A 17688-nucleotide genomic window follows, 5' to 3' on the forward strand; every position below is an offset into this window, starting at 1 on the left:
TCGTGCAATCGTTACTCAATAATACTCACATCGTCGGCCTGCAAACCACGGTCATTTTTAATCACGTGGTAACGCACAATTTGGCCTTCTGCTAGCATACGCGGACCGCGGCCCCGGATAGCACGAAAGTGAACAAACACATCTTCACCGTTATCGCGGGTAATAAAACCGTAGCCTTTATTGGTATTGAACCACTTCACTTCACCCTCTTCACGCCCATCGTTAAAGTCGATGATATCTTCCTCTTCATCATCCACTTCATCGACCGGTTGAGGCTGACGCGGTGCGGCCTGAACACGACCTGCTTCTGAACGCTCTGCAACGGGTTTGACGACCACTGGCGGCGCCAGGGCAGCCGTTGCCAGCGTACCAATACATAAAACGATAAAGCTACCCAGGGCAACGGCGATATAGATGCTGCTGACGCCGCTGATGGCTAACTCAGCCTGCCATAAATCGGCCAAGGGTGCGTTGGTTAAATGAACAATCCCGGCCAACAGAAGTGGCGTGGGGGCGGCTAGTAATACACTGATTAAGAAACAGCGAAACACAACTTTTGGATTCATAGATGATAAAAGCTCTCTTGTTGTATGGGTAACAGACGAAGGACAATACCCGAACTATCAGGCCCATTCCTAACAGTACCGGACATATTACACAAGGTTGCCATGTTACCATGACACAAGACTTTTCTCCTGCTGAGCTAACGCAACGTCTTGAAACGCTAGAAAGTCGCCTGGCCTACCAGGAACACTGGCTGGACACCCTCGACCAGGCCGTTGCGCAACAAGAGCAACGACTCGCCAAACTCGAACAGATAAGCGCTCTAATGCGTGAGCGCTTACGCGAGCAGCACCAGGCGTTTCAAGCCGATAATACTCAAGGCACGGCTCGTCCTGAAGACGAAATACCGCCGCATTATTAATAAAGCATCTTAGCCTGATTAGTAAAGCGCTGACGCTTCACTAATGTTAAATAAAATTAATTATTTTTACTAAGAATAGCTTACCACGTCATAGGCTTAACGCCGGATAAGACTTGACGGGTCTACACTCTCCAGGCCAAAGGCGTTGGCGACGGCCGCGTAAGTAACCTGCCCGGCGTGTACATTAAGCCCTGGCAGGAAGTTAGCGTCATCGCCCAGTGCCTGCTGCCAGCCCTTATCGGCAAGCGCCAGTACAAACGGCAACGTCGCGTTGGTTAACCCAAGCGTTGAGGTGCGCGCCACGCCGCCCGGCATGTTGGCCACACAATAATGCACGATGCCATCCACGATATAGGTAGGTCCGGCGTGGGTGGTGGGCCTGCTGGTTTCAAAGCAGCCGCCCTGATCAATCGCCACATCCACCAGCACACTGCCGGGCTTCATATCGCCAAGCATGGCACGGGTAATCAGCTTGGGCGCCGCCGCTCCCGGTATTAGCACAGCACCGATAATCATGTCGGACTCGCGCACCGCATGATCCAGCGCATCCGCCGTGGAGTAAACCGTTTTTATACGCCCTTGATAGCGGCTATCCAGCACCTCCAGACGAGCCAGCGATTTATCCAGAATCGTCACATCGGCACCCAGCCCCAGCGCCATGCGTGCAGCGTTTTCACCCACCACGCCGCCGCCAATCACGGTGACCTTACCCGGTGCCACGCCCGGTACGCCGGGCAGCAGCACGCCAGCACCACCCTGGGCTTTTTCCAGGCTATGCGCGCCCGCCTGAACGGCCATACGCCCGGCCACGGTGCTCATCGGGGCGAGGAGCGGCAGTCCGCCGTGGGCATCGGTAATCGTTTCGTAGGCAATGCAGGTCGCCCCACTCTCCATCAAGCCACGCGTTAATGCCTCTTCGGCCGCCAAGTGCAGGTAGGTAAAAAGCGTGTGCTGGGAAGTAAGCCGTGCGACTTCGTCTTTTTGAGGCTCTTTAACTTTTAAAATAAGCTCAGCGCTTTGCCAAAGAGTGGCCACATCGGGCTCAATCTGTGCGCCTGCGGCTGCGTAGTCGCTGTCGTTAAACCCTGCACCCTCACCCGCGCCAGCCTGCACGTAAACCGTATGGCCGCGGCTGGTAAGTTCACGCGCGCCCGTGGGCGTCAGCGCTACGCGGTACTCATGATTTTTAATTTCCTTCGGGACGGCAACGTTCATTGGATCTCTCCTAGTGTAAGCGGACCGATACTGTCTCTCTTCAATTACAGCACAGCTTAAGCCTGCCACCATCGCCCGATTTAAAAACAAAAAAAACGCCGGTTAAGGCGTTTTATAGGAGAAAATTCTAGCGTTATCCGGTTTTATACCAGAAATTTAACGTCACTCGTCGACCAGCGCCGCGCCATAGATTCCCTGATATTCATCGGGCAGCCGTTTGGGCCGCCCGCTGGAAAGCGCAATGCACGCAAACCGGGTACGCGCGTTTAATAGCGTTTTTGCATCCCGCTGGCGTTTAAGCTGAAAACGCCGGGTCAGGCTAAAACGGCCATCGCACTCTACAATCCAAGTAGCCAGCGCCAGCTCATCGCCTGCAAACGCGGGGGCAAGGTAGTCCAGCTCATGGCGATGTACCGCCATGGCGCGATCTAACTCGCGGTAGCGCTCCAGAGACAGGCCAAGCGCCTCGGAGTGGGCCCAGCTAATCTGCTCGACCCAGCGTAGGTATTCGCTGTTATTCACGTGTTGATAGGCGTCTATCGCCTCTTCGCTCACGTGAATATCGATCACAAAAGGATCAGGTAGCGCCCACTCCATCACGTTGCCCCTTATGCTGCCTGTGCTTAGCGCCTTACTCGCCCCAAAACTCAACGCTCACCATTAATCGCGAAATACCCGTACGCCTAACGCTTTCAGGTAAGACGTTTCCGGGATCGCCGGGTGTACCGGATGATCGGGGCCCTGGTGGCCTTGGAAAATCACCTGACCATGGCGATCCTGATGGCGTACCGCGCCGCGAACCACATCTACCAGGCGATCTGTCGCCAGGTGCATGGAGCACGACGCCGACAGCAGCAGGCCGTCACGGCCCAGCAAACGCATCGCTTCACGGTTCAAGCGCGCGTACGCCCGCTCGCCGTTAGGGATATCTTTACGCTTCTTGATGAACGCGGGTGGATCCAGAATGATCACGTCAAACTGCTCGCCGTCGGCTTTGAGCGCCGCCAGGGCTTCAAAGGCGTCGCCTTCGCCGATTGCTACCTGTTCCTGAACGCCATTGAGCTCGGCATTACGCGCCACTTGCTCAAGCGCCGGGCCAGAGGCATCGATACACAGCACTTCAGAGGCGCCATTTGCCGCCGCCTGAACGCCCCAGCCACCTATATAGCTGAACACGTCGAGTACGCGCTTACCGGCCACCTGGCTATTGAGCCAAGCGCGGTTTTCGCGGTGATCAAAGAACCAGCCGGTTTTCTGGCCATTAAGCACAGGTACGACAAAGCGCGTGCCGTTCTCTTCGATCAACACTTCGTCGGGCAGCGTGCCTTTTACCACATCAACGTGGGCTTCCAGGCCTTCCTGACGACGTCCGCCGGTATCGTTACGGAACACAATCACTTCAGGCTTAACCACTTTTTCAAGCGCATCAACAATTTCATCAGCCAGTGCCTGCATGCCCGCGGTATTCAGCTGCACCACCAGCACATCGCCAAACCGGTCGATGACCAGCCCAGGCAGCAAATCGCCTTCACCATGAATCAGGCGGTAAAACGGCTTGTCATAGACACGCTGACGCAGTGACAGCGCCTGATTAAAGCGGTGTACAAACAGCGAGCGATCCAGGCGCATATCCGGGTCACGGGACATCACGCGGCCCGCAATCAGCGAGTGCGGGTTGATATATGCTACGCCCAGGACTTTACCATTGGAGGCCTCGACCAGTGCGGTTTCGCCAGCAGTGAAATTTTTAAGCGGCGTTTCTTTAATATCCACTTCGTTGGAGTAGATCCACAGATGGCCTGCTTTCAAGCGGCGATCGGCGTTTTTATTCAAGCGCAGGCGTTGGGTCACAACAGTCTCCAAAAGCGTAGATAACAAAGTAGCAAAGGGTGGGCCAGCGTTTAACGCTGACAGCCAGGGCAAAAAACGCTGGCACGCTGGCCAAGCGTAATACGCTGAAGTTCAGCGCCGCAGCGTAAGCAGGGCTGGCCCTGGCGCCCATATACATTTAGCCGCTGAGCAAAATAGCCAGGCTCACCCTGACCGCTGACAAAATCGCGTAGCGTCGTACCGCCCTGGGTAATCGCGGCTGCCAATACCTCTTTGACGGCGGCGGCCAGCAGCTTGTAGCGCTCAAGGGAAATACGTCCGGCCGCACGGCGGGGATCGATACCGGCCATAAACAGCGCTTCAGTAGCATAAATATTACCCGCGCCAACCACGATGCGGTTATCCATTAAAAAGGGCTTCACCGCCACGCGTTTATTGCGTGACAGTTTATACAGCCATTCGCCGTTAAACGTTTCATCAAACGGCTCGGGGCCCAGGTGAACCAGGCGCCTATCCGCCGTGCCGTCGCCCAGCTGCCAATCGACAAAACCGAAGCGGCGCGGGTCATGATAGCGCAGCACATGGCCACTGGCGGTGACAACATCGACATGGTCATGCTTTTTAGGGATGTCGCCCACCTGGGCAATACGCAAACTGCCCGACATCCCCAGATGCCATAGCAGTGTTGCCTCGTTTGGCGACTGCTGTATGGGGATTTGCAGGTACTTGGCGCGACGGGTCAGAGTACCAATACGCGCACCGATCAACCGCTCAGGCAGGTCGTCAGGCACAGGAACACGCAAGCGCGGCTGACGAACAAGCACCTCGGTAATTTCCTGACCTTCAAGATAGGGTGCAATGCCGCGTTTGGTGGTTTCAACTTCGGGCAGTTCAGGCATGAAGAGGACCTAGTTACGATATCGGTTCATACGCGAGAGGTATTGTCGCATATGCACCGATAAACACCATGCATGCAAAAACCCGGCATTGGGCCGGGTTTTTCAACAGGCGCTCGCCTGCAGTGGAAGCCGATCATCATCGCTTGCGCGATTACTTGATCTTGGCTTCCTTGTAGATAACGTGCTTACGGACAACCGGGTCGTATTTCTTGAATTCGAACTTATCCGGTGTGTTCCGCTTGTTCTTATCAGTGGTGTAGAAGTGGCCTGTACCGGCACTGGACACCAGCTTGATCTTATCGCGCATGGTTTTACTCTCCCAAAAATGCTGTCTTAGATGGCGTCGCCGCGCTTACGGATATCAGCCAGAACCGTCTCGATACCTTTCTTGTCGATGATACGCATGCCCTTAGAGGAAACGCGCAGCTTGACGAAGCGGTTTTCGGCTTCAACCCAAAAACGATGGGTGTGCAGGTTCGGCAAGAAACGACGACGTGTCTTACGCTGGGAGTGTGAAACGTTATTTCCAGTTACCGGACGCTTGCCGGTAACCTGACATACTTTGGACATGAGAGCCTCCAACCGCTTGGCCAGGATATAAGCCTGAGTGTTCAAAACTGTCGGGCAAACCGGAGCAGGGAGGGAGTCGACGCCGTTAACCGCCTACTAGCTGTACCCAAATCCGTTATTCAACCCAAGTTTAAAGGTGGCACTTTATACCAGAGCACCTAACTACCGGCAAGCAAAACCATCTAAAAAGGCCTAAAAAAGCCACTTTTTAGTTATTTTACCTGAATAGTCGACGTTATCCGCCTGCTATCCATCTACTGCCTATAGCCAGCCTCGCTCGGCAAAAGAGACCACGTCTCCATCTCCCACCACGAAATGATCCAATACGCGTACGTCAAAGAGTCCAAGGGCCTCTTTTAAGCGTTCGGTGATACGACGATCAGCATCGCTTGGCTCAGCCACACCGGAGGGGTGATTGTGGGCCAGGATAACGGCGCCAGCGCTAAGTTCTAATGCGCGCTTGGCAACTTCGCGGGGGTAAACGGATGCGCTGTCTAGGGTACCGCGAAACAGGGATTCATAGCGAATAATTCGGTGCTGTGTGTCCAAAAAAATTACCGCGAACTCCTCATGACCCAAATGACGCAGCTGAGAACTCAGATAATGGCGCACCAGTTCAGGCGACGTCAGCGCGTTGCCGCGCGCCAGCTGGCTGGCTAAATGACGCTTTGAAATCTCAAGCGTGGCCTGTAGCTGGGCGAATTTTGCACTACCCAAACCGTGGGCGGCGCAAAAGCTTACCTGATCGGCTTCCAATAGCGGGCGCAGGCCGCCAAACGTCGTGAGCAGATCACGCGCCAAATCGACCGCCGAGCGCCCCTGCACGCCTACTCTCAAGAAAATTGCCAGTAATTCGGCGTCTGAAAGCGTCTGCGCGCCCATGGTTAACAGTTTTTCCCGCGGCCGCTCGCCCTCCGGCCAGTGATTGATCCCCATTCTTCCCCCATTTCCCTTTCCGCCCGAATTCACTCGCCCAAAAAGCTCAGTAAACCTAGCTTACCTGTTATAGGCGCCGACATGCCAAATTAGTAAGACGGATGGTATGGTAAGCCTCCCCAAGAACGCTCATGTGGATCCTTTGCCATGGTTTCTGTTTCTGCTTCTGTTAACCCGACGACGCTATCGACGCTTGCTGGTAAACGCATTCTCCTGGGCATTAGCGCGGGCATTGCGGCGTATAAAAGCGCGCTGATCGTGCGGCTGCTTAAGCAGGCGGGCTGCGAAGTGCGTGTCGTCATGACCAGCGGTGCCCAGGCGTTTATTACCCCGCTGACGCTGCAGGCACTATCCGGCGAGCCGGTGCGCACGTCGCTCCTTGACCCGGAAGCAGAAGCCGGGATGGGCCATATTGAACTCGCCCGCTGGGCGGATATCGTGCTGATCGCCCCGGCAACGGCTGACTTGATTGCCCGGCTGGTTCACGGCATGGCGGATGATTTGCTCACCACGCTGTGCCTGGCCAGTGAAGCGCCCAAGCTGATTGCCCCCGCCATGAACCAGGCCATGTGGCGCCACCCGGCAACCCAGCGCAATGTAGCGCAGCTGGGCGCTGATGGCTGGCAGCTCATCGGCCCTGCCGCTGGCGACCAGGCATGTGGCGATGTCGGCCCAGGGCGCATGAGCGAGCCTGAGGCCATTTTTGAGACGGTTACGCGTCACTTTTCTGGCGCTCCACAGCCAAGCAACAGTCCCCATGTGGTGATTACTGCGGGCCCTACCCGCGAGGCACTTGACCCGGTGCGTTATCTCTCCAACCACAGCTCGGGTAAAATGGGCTATGCCCTGGCCGCAGCGGCAGTGGCTCAAGGCGCCCGCGTAACGTTGATTAGCGGGCCCGTAGCGCTTCCCACGCCTGCTGGCGTAACCCGTATTGACGTTGAATCCGCTGAGCAGATGCATCAAGAAGCCATGCGCCTGGCGCCAGAGGCGGCGCTATTTATTGGCTGCGCCGCCGTTGCCGACTACCGCTCGGCCTCACCTGCCGAGCATAAGCTCAAAAAGCAGGCCGACAGCGACACGCTTACGCTCACGCTGATCAAAAACCCGGACATTATTGCCGATGTGGCCGCCCTGCCTGCGGGCAAGCGCCCTATGGTCGTAGGCTTTGCCGCAGAGACGCAGCAGCTGGAGCAGTACGCCCACGATAAGCTTAATCGCAAGGGGCTTGATATGATTGTCGCCAACGACGTCTCTCAGGCAGGCCTGGGGTTTGGCAGCAACGACAATGCGGCGCTGCTACTCTGGCGCACGGCGCAAGGCACCGAGCACCGCCTGGAAGCCCCTCAGCCCAAAACCCAGCTTGCGCAGGGCATCATCCGCCAGGCGCTGGCGTTGCTTTCTTTATAACAGCTGTTTTCAATAGCGGTTTTTTCAATACCTGTTTTTAACAACTGTTTTTAATAGTTTTTTTAATAGCTTTTTTAATGTTGGAGCCATTCATGACTACCCGCCCCCGTCTGCAGTGCAAAGTGCTTGATGAGCGCCTGCATGACTATATGCCGCACTATGCGACCGAAGGTTCCGCTGGCATGGATCTGCGGGCGCTGCTCGACGAGCCGCTGACGCTGCAACCTGGTGAATGCCAACTCGTACGAACGGGTCTTGCCATCTATATTGAAGACCCGAGCCTTGCCGGAATGATCCTTCCCCGCTCGGGCCTTGGCCATAAACATGGCATTGTATTGGGTAATCTGGTGGGTCTGATCGATTCCGACTACCAGGGTGAGCTGATGGTATCGGTATGGAACCGAGGTCAGAGCGCCTTTACGCTGTCGCCTTTTGAACGGCTGGCGCAATATGTGCTCGTTCCCGTGGTGCAAGCCGAACTTTCTATTGTGGATGCTTTTACTGACTCCACTCGGGGCAGCGGTGGCTTTGGCAGCACTGGCCGTCAATAACCGCCCTGGCCATCAACACCGACAAGCGCAAGCCCGGCTAACGTTACGTAGCACTAACATTACGTAGTAACAGGAAGAGCGAATGGACGTACCTGCTTCGATTTTTCGTGCTTATGATATTCGCGGCATCGTCGATAAAACGCTGAGCGAATCCACCACAGAATGGATTGGGCGTGCCGTGGGTGCCGAGGCGGCGGCGCGCGGCGAGCAAACCGTTATCGTTGCCCGGGATGGGCGCCTGTCCGGAGAGCGCCTGCAAGCGGCACTGATCCGCGGCCTGACAGCCGCTGGACGCGACGTTATCGATATCGGCATGGTACCCACGCCGGCACTCTACTTTGCCACTCACACGCTGCCTGAGAGCCGCTCTGGCGTAATGGTCACCGGTAGCCACAACCCGCCAGACTATAACGGTTTCAAAATCGTTCTGGCCGGGGAAACCCTGTCAGGAGAAGCCATTGCCGCGCTTTTTGAGCGCATTCAAGCCGGCGAGCTAACCACTGGCCAGGGCAGTGTTCGTCAGCACGATATTCGCGACACCTACCTCACGCGCATTCTGGAAGACGTGCACGTTAAGCGACCCTTAAAAGCGGTCGTGGACTGCGGCAACGGTGTGACTGGCGAGCTTGGCCCGCAGCTGATCGAGCGGCTAGGGGTCGAGACCACGGCCTTATTTGCCGATATTGACGGTCATTTTCCCAATCATCACCCCGACCCCGGCAAGCCAGAAAACCTGCAGGATCTAATCAAGAGCGTTCAGGTAACCGGTGCCGATATCGGGCTTGCCTTTGATGGCGATGGCGACCGGGTGGGCGTAGTCACCCCGCGCGGCAGAATCATTTACGCCGACCATCTGCTGATGGCCTTTGCCACCGACATGCTTTCGCGCAACCCGGGCGCCAGAGTGATTTTTGATATCAAGTGCACCGGCAACCTTGCCCGCGTGATTAGCGAGGCTGGCGGCGAGCCTGAGATGTGGCGCACCGGCCATTCGCTGATTAAAGCGCGCATGCGGGAAACCAACGCTCAGCTGGGTGGGGAAATGAGCGGCCATATTTTCTTCAAAGAACGCTGGTATGGTTTTGATGACGGTCTTTACGCCGCCGCACGTCTGCTGGAAATTCTGGCGCTTTATAACGAAGATGCAGACGCCTTTTTTGACCGCTTTCCTCAGGATCTAAGCACGCCAGAAATCAATATAATCGTTAGTGATGAAGAGAAATTTGGCCTGATTGAAGCGCTTGCCCGCACGGGCGACTTCGGCGAAGGTATCAAAACCACGCTGGATGGCATTCGTATCGACTACGCCGATGGCTGGGGGTTATGCCGCGCCTCCAATACCACTCCGGCGTTAGTGATGCGCTTTGAGGGGAAAAATGCTGAAGCACTGGCGCGTATAAGGGAACGCTTTGCCAACGCCTTAGCACGCGTTGCGCCTACGCTTAAGATTCCCGAAACGCCGGTTTAAGCGCACTTTGGTAAGCGCAACACGATAATAATAGCCGTTAACCACGTACTATCTAAGCAAAAGAACACTGGACAAAAGAAAACAGTAAGCAAGGGACAACACTATGAATTCAGCCAGTCGCGACCCCCAGGTCGTTGTGGAGGTGCTTTCCGAGGCGCTTCCCTATATTCAGCAGTTTTCCGGCAAAACCGTCGTGGTCAAGTACGGCGGCAATGCGATGACGGAAGATACCCTGATCAACTCGTTTGCACGCGACATCGTGCTGATGAAAGAGGTAGGTATCAATCCCGTGGTCGTCCACGGCGGCGGTCCGCAAATCGGTAGCCTGCTGGAAAAGCTCAATATCGTATCGCGCTTTGTTAACGGCATGCGCGTGACTGACTCGCAAACCATGGATGTCGTTGAAATGGTGCTGGGCGGTTTGGTCAATAAAAGCATCGTCAACCTGATCAATCAAAGCGGCGGCAAAGCGATTGGCTTAACGGGCAAAGATGGCGCTCAGATACGCGCCCGCCAGCTGAAAGTCGAGCACCAGAGCCCGGAAATGACCGTACCGGAAATTATCGATATCGGTCACGTGGGTGAAGTTGAGTCGATCTCAACTGATTTGATCGAGATGCTCGCTGCCCGCGATTTCATCCCCGTGATCGCCCCGATCGGCGTAGATGGCGAAGGCCATAGTTACAACATTAACGCCGACCTGGTGGCTGGCAAATTAGCCGAGGCGTTAAATGCCGAAAAGCTGATGCTGCTGACCAACGTAGCGGGATTGATGAATGGCGAAGGCAAGGTATTGACCGGGCTAAGCACTCTGCAGGTAGATGCCCTGATTGCCGACGGCACCATCTATGGCGGCATGTTGCCCAAAATACGCTGCGCGCTTGATGCAGTGAAAAATGGTGTTAACAGCGCGCACATTATTGATGGGCGTGTGCCACACGCGGTGTTGCTGGAAATTTTCACCAACGCCGGGGTCGGCACTCTCATCACTGACGCGAGCTAACCGCGACGGAGGGCTAACGTCATGAGCGACGATCAAAAACCTCGCCGCCGCGAGCAGATTCTTCAGGCGCTTGCGTTAATGCTTGAAGAAGATAGCGGAAAACGAATTACTACGGCCGCCCTGGCGCGCCAGGTAGGCGTTTCTGAGGCAGCACTTTATCGCCACTTTCCCAGTAAAGCGCGGATGTTTGAAGGCTTAATCGACTTTATTGAAGAGAGTATTTTTGCGCGTATTACGCGGATTCTGGAAGACGTCCCTGAGGCCACCGCACGCTGCGGCACGATTCTGGCGCTATTGCTGGGCTTTGCCGAGAAAAACCCTGGGCTTGCTCGGGTGATGGGCGGCGACGTTCTGACCGGCGAAACGGCGCGTCTGCGCCAGCGCGTTCATCAATTGTTTGAACGCTTGGAAATGCAGCTAAAACAGATCATTCGCGAAGCGGAACTGCGCGAAGGCCGCCGCCCGAGCATTCCAGCACCGGCAGCCGCTAATTTGTTAATCACCCAGGCGGAAGGCCGCATCTCGCAATATGTGCGTAGCGATTTCAAGCGGCTGCCCACAGAACACTGGGAAGACCAGTGGGCATTTTTAGCCAGCCAACTACTGCGTGAAGTGCCCCAACCGGCTTAACTGCGCATGTGGCCAACAGCGCAGTTGGCCACTCTTTTTCGCTTATACGCTGCCTCGCCGCTGGCGAAGAGAGGCATTTTACATTCTCCCACCTAGCACAACATTGTAGTCGCCCAACTCTTCAAGTATTGCTTTAGCTATCAATTGAAGTAACAGGAATATCCATGGACTTAACGATTAGACAGGCGACTGTTGAAGATGCTGACGGGCTCGTTGATATTGGACGTCAGACTTATATTGAAACGTTTGCTGATTTCTATCCGCAAACGGTTATGAGCAAGTATCTAGACAAAGCATTTTCTGTCAGCCAACTGGAAAATGAATTAAAGCATACACAATCCCAGTTCTGGCTATTGGAAGTCGAGGGCCTATGCGCAGGCTATTTAAAGGTAAATTGGGGAAACGCTCAAACGGAGATGCAGGAAGAGTCAGGGCTAGAAATTGAAAGAATTTATCTCGCGCGCAAGTTCAAAGGAGCAGGATTCGGCAAGCGGCTTTTCGAGAAAGCCAGAGAAATTGCCAAAGCGCTTGATAGAACATATTTGTGGCTAGGCGTCTGGGAAAACAATCAACAAGCGATAATGTTTTATCAGTCGCGAGGATTTGTTGTCATCGGTTCGCATAATTTTCAGATGGGTGATATTTGCGATACGGACTACATAATGAAGCTAGAACTAACTCGCCAATAGCTGCTCTTAAGAACTTATCAACTTCCCTTTAATCTCTTAGACCTTAGGCAACCCAACCATCCACACTTCGGAGGCTGGCGATGGGCATACCGCCCATGCCATATCAACCACCTCGCCAAAGGAAGGCTTCTTTTGAATATTACCCACCTTGAACACGCGGTTATCGCGCTGATCTTTCAAGCCTTGCTTTGGCCGTTTGTGGGCCGCTGGGTGGCGGGCTCGTTGATTGTGGCGGTATTTTTAGGGCGTGAGATTGCTCAGCATGAATATGCGGGCGGCGGGGCCAATCAGGTTGGCTACTTTTATGGCTTATTCAACCACTGGTCGCTGGATTCATTTTTGGATTTCACGGCCCCGGCTCTCGCCTGTGCCTGTGTGGCGTCAATCATGCCGGGCAGCTGGCTGTGGAAATACATCAAAGCGCGGCGCCAAAAATAGCCATGCACACCTAGGCGGCCATAAAAAACCGGCTCTCTAATCGATAGAGGCCGGTTTTTTTCAAACGATGCAACGTTCTGGCGAGGCAAAGCTGACTATGTAGGCTTACGCCGCGATAGCATCGCCCATTTTTTGGCGCAGCTTTTTCATCGCGTTCTTTTCAAGCTGACGGATACGCTCGGCGCTTACGCCGTACACATCGGCCAAGTCATGTAATGTCGCCTTATTATCGGTGAGCCAGCGGCGCTGCAGAATATCCCGCGAGCGTTCATCAAGGCCTTTCAAGGCAAGCTGTAAACGGCGCGTTGAGTCTTCCTCAAAGTCGCTGTCTTCAAGCTTAGTCGCCGGGTCCGCTGAGGCATCATCCAGAAAATAAGCCGGCGCCTGGTAAGCGCTCTCTTCATCGTCGTTGGGCGCAGCATCAAAGCCTGCATCATAAGCAGATAGGCGCCCTTCCATATCGCGCACTACCTCGGGCTTAACATCGAGATCTTTGGCGATGGCATCGACTTCATCGTTATTCAACCAGGCAAGACGCTTCTTGGCGCTGCGCAAGTTAAAGAACAGTTTACGCTGGGCTTTGGTAGTGGCGATTTTAACGATCCGCCAGTTACGCAGCACAAACTCGTGAATTTCCGCTTTGATCCAGTGAACCGCAAACGAAACCAGGCGCACCCCTTGATTGGGATCAAAGCGCTTGACGGCTTTCATCAAGCCGACGTTACCTTCCTGAATCAAGTCAGCTTGGGGCAGCCCATAACCCGAATAACTGCGCGCGATATGCACCACAAAACGTAGATGCGACAGTACCAAGCGGCGTGCTGCCTCTAAATCGCCATCATCATACAGGCGGAAGGCAAGCTCGCGCTCTTCTTCAACAGTTAGCACCGAAATGCCGTTAACCGCTCGAATATAGCCGCCCAGGTCATGACCTGGAGAAAGCTGTCCCACCGGTAGAAGACTAGTGCTCATGTGCAGGTGGTCTCCCTTCAAACCTATCGTGGTTGACGTACGTGGTTGAAATCACTACGTGGTTGAAATCAAATCGTACGCCTCAATTAACAACTAAGACCTTACTGAAAAAGCAAGGTTCACTTGTTTCGTTTGGCATTTAACGCCAACATCCTTGGGCTAACTGTATCCAGGGTAATTAACCATTGTTACGGTTAGCGGACACCGGCTAATCACCTTAGCGTGGGCGAATGCTGGAAAGATGACGAGTTACTGCAAGCCAAGCGCCCAGCCAGCCTAGTAGCGTACTGCAGGATAGCAAAATTATAGAGCCTGTGATATCCAACTGTGGTAATGAAAAGCTTGCGCCGTAACTTGCGGCAAGCGCCGCCACAGGAAGCGATAGCCAGTGGTTGCCCAACCCCAGTAAACCTAACGATAAAATCCCGCCTCCCAAGCCATACCAGGCGCCACTGTATAAAAATGGTCGACGTACAAAGGCATGGGTCGCACCAATCAGCATTACCACTTCGATTTCCCGTCGCCGGCTTTCAACCGCCAGACGAATCGTATTGCCTACCACTAGCAGCACGCCCAGCCCAAACAGCATGCCTAGCGCTAACGCCACCCGCCGCCCAAGCGCTGCCAAATGGCGTAACCGCTCAACCCAAGCTAAATCAACCCTGACTTCATCGACTCCGGTCAGGGCTTCCAGTGTCATGGCCAGCTGTTGCATGGCCGCTGGTTCGACATCCTGGGGCCTAACCACAATACTCGCTGGGAGCGGATTGTCATCAAGACCTGCCAGCACATCATCCAACCCCAAAGACTGCTGGAACTCGGCCATGCCCTGCTCGGCACTGATCATACGCGTATCGAGGACCGCCTGCTCAGCACTTACCGCCTCTTCAATTCTTACCGCCTGAGCCGCATCGACGGACGTCGCCAGATAGACGGTGAGAGTGGCGCTTTCATCAAGCTCTGCATCCAATAATCGAGCGCTGTCCAGGGTTAGCCATAGCGCGGCGGGAAGCACCAACGCAATCGCAATCGCGAGCATGGTAAGCAGGTTGCCGACCGGATGGCGCACCAGCCGATAAAAACTGTCCCAGCTCATCGCCCGGTGGTGGCGCCCCCAGGCGCGCATGCGGCTTGAAAACCGGGTTTGCTGGGAGTTTGCCCCACGCCGTTTGGGCGCCTCCTGGCGTGGCACGGCCGCGCTACGCTTTGCCCGGGGTGCTGCGCCGGTTGGGCGCCTAGGTGTCGTGGCACGCTTCATACGGCTCCCTCATCGCCGACCAGGCGCCCATCGCGCAGGCGTAAAATACGGTGCCGCAAGCGCGCAATCAAGGCAAGATCGTGACTTGCAATCATGACCGTCGTCCCGATGCGGTTGAAGTCCTCGAACAGCGCCATGATGTCTGCGGAAAGCTGCGGGTCCAGGTTGCCCGTCGGCTCGTCGGCAAGCAGCAGGGCAGGCTTATTAACGACCGCCCGGGCGATGCCCACCCGTTGCTGTTCACCGCCGGAAAGCTCGACAGGTAACGCTTTTTCACGATGGAGCAGGCCAACCTTATCAAGCGCAGCGCGGACACGGCGCGCCGTTTCCCGTGGTTCAATACCCTGAATTTCCAGCGGCAGTGAAACGTTGTGAAACACGCTTCTATCAAACAGCAGCTGATGGTCCTGGAAGACCACGCCTATCTGGCGCCGATAGAAAGGCACCTGGCTTGAGTGAAGCTGCGCGATATCATGCCCTGCCACGACAACTCGACCACGGCTGGGCTTTTCAAGGCGCATAATCAGGCGTAACAAGGAGCTTTTACCCGCGCCGGAATGGCCGGTTAAAAACACCATTTCACCGCGCTCCACACGAAAATCCAGGTGCGCCAGGGCTTCAAAGCGTCCTCCGTAGCGCTTACCGACGTGCTCAAAAGCGATCATGCGCTGGCATCATCCCCTTGGCGATCAAACAGCGCGTTAACAAAGTCATTGGCTTCAAAGGGGCGCAGATCATCCAGCCCTTCACCCACACCGATAAAGCGAATAGGGGTTTTGAGCTGCTTCGCCAGCGCAAAGATAATCCCGCCCTTCGCGGTGCCGTCCAGCTTAGTCAGCGTGATGCCGGTCACGGGAATGGCCTCATTGAACGTACTCGCCTGGGCGATAGCGTTTTGCCCGGTGCCAGCGTCCAGTACCAGCATCACTTCGTGGGGAGCGGTGCCATCAAGCTTTTGCATGACGCGATGGACCTTTTTTAGCTCTTCCATCAAGTGACTCTTGTTATGCAGGCGCCCTGCCGTATCGGCGATTAGCACATCTACGCCGCGCGCTTTGGCGGCGGCTACCGCATCGTATATGACCGAGGCGCTGTCGGCGCCGGTATGCTGAGCAATCACCGGCACGCTATTGCGCTCACCCCATACTTTAAGCTGTTCAACCGCCGCCGCACGGAAGGTATCGCCCGCCGCGAGCATCACGCTTTTGCCTTCACGCTGAAAGCGCTGAGTCAATTTGCCAATCGTGGTCGTTTTACCCACGCCGTTCACCCCAACGACCAGAATAACGAAGGGGCCATCCTGTGACTTATCCAGATCAAGCGGCGTTGCCACTGGCCCAAGCATGGCAGCTAACTCCTCCTGCAAGCCACGGTAAAGCGCTTCAGGGTTATTAAGCTCCTTGCGCGACACACGCTTCTCTAGACGCTCAATAATCTCGCTGGTTGCCTCAATGCCCACATCGGCCATTAATAGCTGAGTTTCCAAATCCTCTAGCAGCTCGTCATCAATCTGTTTTTTACCCAAAAACAGATCGGAAATACCGTCGGCTAAATTGGCGCGGGTTTTACCCAGGCCTGATTTAATCCGCGCAAACCAGCCCTGTTTTTCGCTCTTGGCAGCCACCGGCTTCTCTTGAAGCTCGGGCTTCTGCACAGGCTGGATCTCAGGTTCCGGCTGCACTGGATCGATTTCAGGTTCAGGAGCAGGTTCTGGGCTAATTTCTGGCGCAGGCTCCGGTTTGATCTCAGGCTCAGGCGGCTCCGGTTTAATCTCAGGCTCAGACGGCTCTGGCTTAATCTCGGGCTCAGACGGCTCTGGCTTGATCTCGGGCTCAGACGGCTCCGGCTTGATCTCGGGTTCAGACGGCTCCGGTTTAATCTCAGGCTCAGACGGCTCCGGCTTGATCTCGGGCTCAGACGGCTTCGGTTTAATCTCAGGCGGAGCAGGCGCTGGCTCAAACTCTTGCTTGGCTTCCGGCACGGTGTTTTCAGCGTCGGCTAGCGGCTTCTGCGGCGATTCATCAAGCAGCTCATCATCGTTGAGTTCCTGAGGGAGTTGCTTTTGCTGCTCCTGTTGGGAGTCGTGCTTTTTCTTACGCTTGAAAAAACCAAACATGGGTGTCATCCGACTTAAAAGGTGAACATTGTGACCATCCTACCACCGCCAACCAAGACTTTGGATAAGCAGCCCGCTACAATCCACTATATGACACGACAACGCTCCTCTCGCCCAAACACTCGTTCAAGTACTCATTCAGGTACTCGCTCAACCGCTTCCCGTGGTGCGCCCACCAAACAGCCCGGTAAGCTACGTATTATCGGTGGTGATTTTCGCCGTCGCCAGCTACCCGTGCTTGATCGCCCCGGCCTGCGTCCTACCCCGGACAGGGTGCGCGAAACGCTGTTTAACTGGCTAGGCCAGCAGCTATACGGCCAGCGCGTGCTGGACCTGTTTGCGGGCACCGGCGCATTGGGTATTGAAGCGCTCTCGCGCGGCGCGGCCCATGTTGACTTTATCGAACGTGACAGCAGCGTGGCGGCTTATATTACCCAAAATCTGGCGACTCTTGGCGCCACGCGTGGCCATGTGACTACCCGTGACGCTGAGGCTTTCCTTAACCAGCCTTCACAACCTTTTGATCTGGTTTTTCTTGACCCGCCCTTCAATCAGGGGCTTGCCGCCAACTGCTGCAGCGCTCTAGAAAGCCGCGGCTGGCTTACTCAAGACGCCATGATATATCTGGAAACCGAACGCGCCCTCACGCCGGTTATCCCGGCGAATTGGCAGTTACACCGCGAAACTCAAGCGGGGGAAAGCACCGCTCGGCTCTACCTGCGACAAACTCCCTAAACAGCGCTTGCCGATAATGGCCACGAGCGTTACGCTCGCCACA

Annotated in this window: 21 protein-coding genes; 9 read left to right on the forward strand and 12 right to left on the reverse strand. The window is 55.3% G+C overall.

Going from position 1 to position 17688, the window contains the following annotated elements:
- Positions 1 to 11: 11 nt before the first annotated feature.
- Positions 12 to 566 carry a cold-shock protein gene (locus ACT3R7_RS04560; RefSeq protein ID WP_225736151.1) on the reverse strand — a complete coding sequence of 185 codons (555 nt, stop codon included), beginning with the start codon at positions 564 to 566 and terminating at the stop codon, positions 12 to 14.
- 110 nt (positions 567 to 676) lie between these two features.
- Between ACT3R7_RS04560 and ACT3R7_RS04565 the strand changes: the two genes are divergently transcribed.
- Entirely contained in the window at positions 677 to 925 is a 249-nt protein-coding gene (locus ACT3R7_RS04565; protein WP_018918283.1) for a SlyX family protein, read from the forward strand.
- A 96-nt stretch (positions 926 to 1021) separates the two neighbouring features.
- Here ACT3R7_RS04565 and ald read toward each other — a convergent pair whose 3' ends face one another.
- From ald to radC, 7 genes are all read right to left on the reverse strand, one after another.
- Positions 1022 to 2140, reverse strand: a complete 1119-nt coding sequence (ald, locus tag ACT3R7_RS04570; RefSeq protein WP_192538100.1) for an alanine dehydrogenase — start codon at positions 2138 to 2140, stop codon at positions 1022 to 1024.
- A 162-nt stretch (positions 2141 to 2302) separates the two neighbouring features.
- Positions 2303 to 2737, reverse strand: coding sequence for an acyl-CoA thioesterase (locus ACT3R7_RS04575; protein ID WP_192538101.1), 435 nt, complete (start codon positions 2735 to 2737; stop codon positions 2303 to 2305).
- Between the two features lie 63 nt (positions 2738 to 2800).
- A complete protein-coding gene (locus ACT3R7_RS04580) occupies positions 2801 to 3991 on the reverse strand; it encodes a class I SAM-dependent rRNA methyltransferase (RefSeq protein WP_018918286.1) in 1191 nt (396 codons plus the stop codon).
- Positions 3992 to 4041: 50 nt separating this feature from the next.
- Positions 4042 to 4869, reverse strand: a complete 828-nt coding sequence (mutM, locus tag ACT3R7_RS04585; protein WP_193091008.1) for a bifunctional DNA-formamidopyrimidine glycosylase/DNA-(apurinic or apyrimidinic site) lyase — start codon at positions 4867 to 4869, stop codon at positions 4042 to 4044.
- Positions 4870 to 5020: 151 nt separating this feature from the next.
- Positions 5021 to 5176: a 50S ribosomal protein L33 gene (rpmG, locus tag ACT3R7_RS04590; RefSeq protein WP_009098622.1), complete on the reverse strand. Its 156-nt coding sequence runs from the start codon at positions 5174 to 5176 to the stop codon at positions 5021 to 5023.
- Between the two features lie 26 nt (positions 5177 to 5202).
- Entirely contained in the window at positions 5203 to 5439 is a 237-nt protein-coding gene (rpmB, locus tag ACT3R7_RS04595) for a 50S ribosomal protein L28 (protein ID WP_009724126.1), read from the reverse strand.
- Positions 5440 to 5700: 261 nt separating this feature from the next.
- The gene (radC, locus tag ACT3R7_RS04600; protein WP_193091007.1) at positions 5701 to 6375 is read right to left on the reverse strand and encodes a RadC family protein; all 675 of its coding nucleotides are present in this window, start codon (positions 6373 to 6375) and stop codon (positions 5701 to 5703) included.
- Between the two features lie 147 nt (positions 6376 to 6522).
- On the opposite strand from radC, the gene coaBC reads away from it, so the two are divergent.
- The 7 genes from coaBC (at position 6523) to ACT3R7_RS04635 (ending at position 12564) form a co-directional block, all read left to right on the forward strand.
- Positions 6523 to 7785, forward strand: coding sequence for a bifunctional phosphopantothenoylcysteine decarboxylase/phosphopantothenate--cysteine ligase CoaBC (gene coaBC, locus ACT3R7_RS04605; protein WP_193091006.1), 1263 nt, complete (start codon positions 6523 to 6525; stop codon positions 7783 to 7785).
- Positions 7786 to 7877: 92 nt separating this feature from the next.
- Positions 7878 to 8336, forward strand: coding sequence for a dUTP diphosphatase (dut, locus tag ACT3R7_RS04610; RefSeq protein WP_192538104.1), 459 nt, complete (start codon positions 7878 to 7880; stop codon positions 8334 to 8336).
- A gap of 82 nt (positions 8337 to 8418) precedes the next feature.
- Entirely contained in the window at positions 8419 to 9804 is a 1386-nt protein-coding gene (locus ACT3R7_RS04615; RefSeq protein WP_193091005.1) for a phosphomannomutase/phosphoglucomutase, read from the forward strand.
- 103 nt (positions 9805 to 9907) lie between these two features.
- On the forward strand, positions 9908 to 10807 hold the full coding sequence (argB, locus tag ACT3R7_RS04620; protein WP_496198845.1) for an acetylglutamate kinase: 900 nt from the start codon (positions 9908 to 9910) through the stop codon (positions 10805 to 10807).
- Between the two features lie 21 nt (positions 10808 to 10828).
- Positions 10829 to 11437: a nucleoid occlusion factor SlmA gene (gene slmA, locus ACT3R7_RS04625; protein ID WP_192538107.1), complete on the forward strand. Its 609-nt coding sequence runs from the start codon at positions 10829 to 10831 to the stop codon at positions 11435 to 11437.
- A gap of 164 nt (positions 11438 to 11601) precedes the next feature.
- The gene (locus ACT3R7_RS04630) at positions 11602 to 12126 is read left to right on the forward strand and encodes a GNAT family N-acetyltransferase (RefSeq protein ID WP_192538108.1); all 525 of its coding nucleotides are present in this window, start codon (positions 11602 to 11604) and stop codon (positions 12124 to 12126) included.
- Positions 12127 to 12258: 132 nt separating this feature from the next.
- Entirely contained in the window at positions 12259 to 12564 is a 306-nt protein-coding gene (locus ACT3R7_RS04635; protein WP_192538109.1) for a hypothetical protein, read from the forward strand.
- 105 nt (positions 12565 to 12669) lie between these two features.
- Here the strand turns inward: ACT3R7_RS04635 and rpoH are convergent, their stop codons facing one another.
- The 4 genes from rpoH to ftsY all read right to left on the reverse strand — a co-directional run bounded on the left by rpoH (position 12670) and on the right by ftsY (position 16910).
- Positions 12670 to 13536 carry an RNA polymerase sigma factor RpoH gene (gene rpoH / locus ACT3R7_RS04640; RefSeq protein WP_018918295.1) on the reverse strand — a complete coding sequence of 289 codons (867 nt, stop codon included), beginning with the start codon at positions 13534 to 13536 and terminating at the stop codon, positions 12670 to 12672.
- Positions 13537 to 13753: 217 nt separating this feature from the next.
- Positions 13754 to 14794 (reverse strand): permease-like cell division protein FtsX, encoded by a 1041-nt coding sequence (gene ftsX, locus ACT3R7_RS04645; protein WP_192538110.1) that lies wholly within the window; start codon positions 14792 to 14794, stop codon positions 13754 to 13756.
- Positions 14791 to 15459: a cell division ATP-binding protein FtsE gene (ftsE, locus tag ACT3R7_RS04650; RefSeq protein ID WP_018918297.1), complete on the reverse strand. Its 669-nt coding sequence runs from the start codon at positions 15457 to 15459 to the stop codon at positions 14791 to 14793. Before ftsE ends, ftsX begins: the two co-directional genes overlap by 4 nt.
- Positions 15456 to 16910 (reverse strand): signal recognition particle-docking protein FtsY, encoded by a 1455-nt coding sequence (gene ftsY, locus ACT3R7_RS04655; RefSeq protein ID WP_496198846.1) that lies wholly within the window; start codon positions 16908 to 16910, stop codon positions 15456 to 15458. The genes ftsE and ftsY overlap by 4 nt, the downstream gene beginning before the upstream one ends.
- Positions 16911 to 17000: 90 nt before the next feature.
- On the opposite strand from ftsY, the gene rsmD reads away from it, so the two are divergent.
- On the forward strand, positions 17001 to 17645 hold the full coding sequence (gene rsmD, locus ACT3R7_RS04660) for a 16S rRNA (guanine(966)-N(2))-methyltransferase RsmD (RefSeq protein WP_193091082.1): 645 nt from the start codon (positions 17001 to 17003) through the stop codon (positions 17643 to 17645).
- Positions 17646 to 17688: the final 43 nt, after the last annotated feature.

This window comes from Halomonas sp. AOP43-A1-21 (assembly GCF_052376775.1).
GTDB lineage: Bacteria > Pseudomonadota > Gammaproteobacteria > Pseudomonadales > Halomonadaceae > Vreelandella > Vreelandella colorata.

Excerpts from the sequence above, each read along its gene's own strand:
- ACT3R7_RS04560 (WP_225736151.1), bottom strand. The coding sequence starts at position 566 with ATGAATCCAAAAGTTGTGTTTCGCTGTTTCTTAATCAGTGTATTACTA.
- ACT3R7_RS04565 (WP_018918283.1), top strand. The coding sequence starts at position 677 with ATGACACAAGACTTTTCTCCTGCTGAGCTAACGCAACGTCTTGAAACG.
- ald (WP_192538100.1), bottom strand. The coding sequence starts at position 2,140 with ATGAACGTTGCCGTCCCGAAGGAAATTAAAAATCATGAGTACCGCGTA.
- ACT3R7_RS04575 (WP_192538101.1), bottom strand. The coding sequence starts at position 2,737 with ATGGAGTGGGCGCTACCTGATCCTTTTGTGATCGATATTCACGTGAGC.
- mutM (WP_193091008.1), bottom strand. The coding sequence starts at position 4,869 with ATGCCTGAACTGCCCGAAGTTGAAACCACCAAACGCGGCATTGCACCC.
- rpmG (WP_009098622.1), bottom strand. The coding sequence starts at position 5,176 with ATGCGCGATAAGATCAAGCTGGTGTCCAGTGCCGGTACAGGCCACTTC.
- rpmB (WP_009724126.1), bottom strand. The coding sequence starts at position 5,439 with ATGTCCAAAGTATGTCAGGTTACCGGCAAGCGTCCGGTAACTGGAAAT.
- radC (WP_193091007.1), bottom strand. The coding sequence starts at position 6,375 with ATGGGGATCAATCACTGGCCGGAGGGCGAGCGGCCGCGGGAAAAACTG.
- coaBC (WP_193091006.1), top strand. The coding sequence starts at position 6,523 with ATGGTTTCTGTTTCTGCTTCTGTTAACCCGACGACGCTATCGACGCTT.
- dut (WP_192538104.1), top strand. The coding sequence starts at position 7,878 with ATGACTACCCGCCCCCGTCTGCAGTGCAAAGTGCTTGATGAGCGCCTG.
- ACT3R7_RS04615 (WP_193091005.1), top strand. The coding sequence starts at position 8,419 with ATGGACGTACCTGCTTCGATTTTTCGTGCTTATGATATTCGCGGCATC.
- argB (WP_496198845.1), top strand. The coding sequence starts at position 9,908 with ATGAATTCAGCCAGTCGCGACCCCCAGGTCGTTGTGGAGGTGCTTTCC.
- slmA (WP_192538107.1), top strand. The coding sequence starts at position 10,829 with ATGAGCGACGATCAAAAACCTCGCCGCCGCGAGCAGATTCTTCAGGCG.
- ACT3R7_RS04630 (WP_192538108.1), top strand. The coding sequence starts at position 11,602 with ATGGACTTAACGATTAGACAGGCGACTGTTGAAGATGCTGACGGGCTC.
- rpoH (WP_018918295.1), bottom strand. The coding sequence starts at position 13,536 with ATGAGCACTAGTCTTCTACCGGTGGGACAGCTTTCTCCAGGTCATGAC.
- ftsX (WP_192538110.1), bottom strand. The coding sequence starts at position 14,794 with ATGAAGCGTGCCACGACACCTAGGCGCCCAACCGGCGCAGCACCCCGG.
- ftsE (WP_018918297.1), bottom strand. The coding sequence starts at position 15,459 with ATGATCGCTTTTGAGCACGTCGGTAAGCGCTACGGAGGACGCTTTGAA.
- ftsY (WP_496198846.1), bottom strand. The coding sequence starts at position 16,910 with ATGTTTGGTTTTTTCAAGCGTAAGAAAAAGCACGACTCCCAACAGGAG.
- rsmD (WP_193091082.1), top strand. The coding sequence starts at position 17,001 with ATGACACGACAACGCTCCTCTCGCCCAAACACTCGTTCAAGTACTCAT.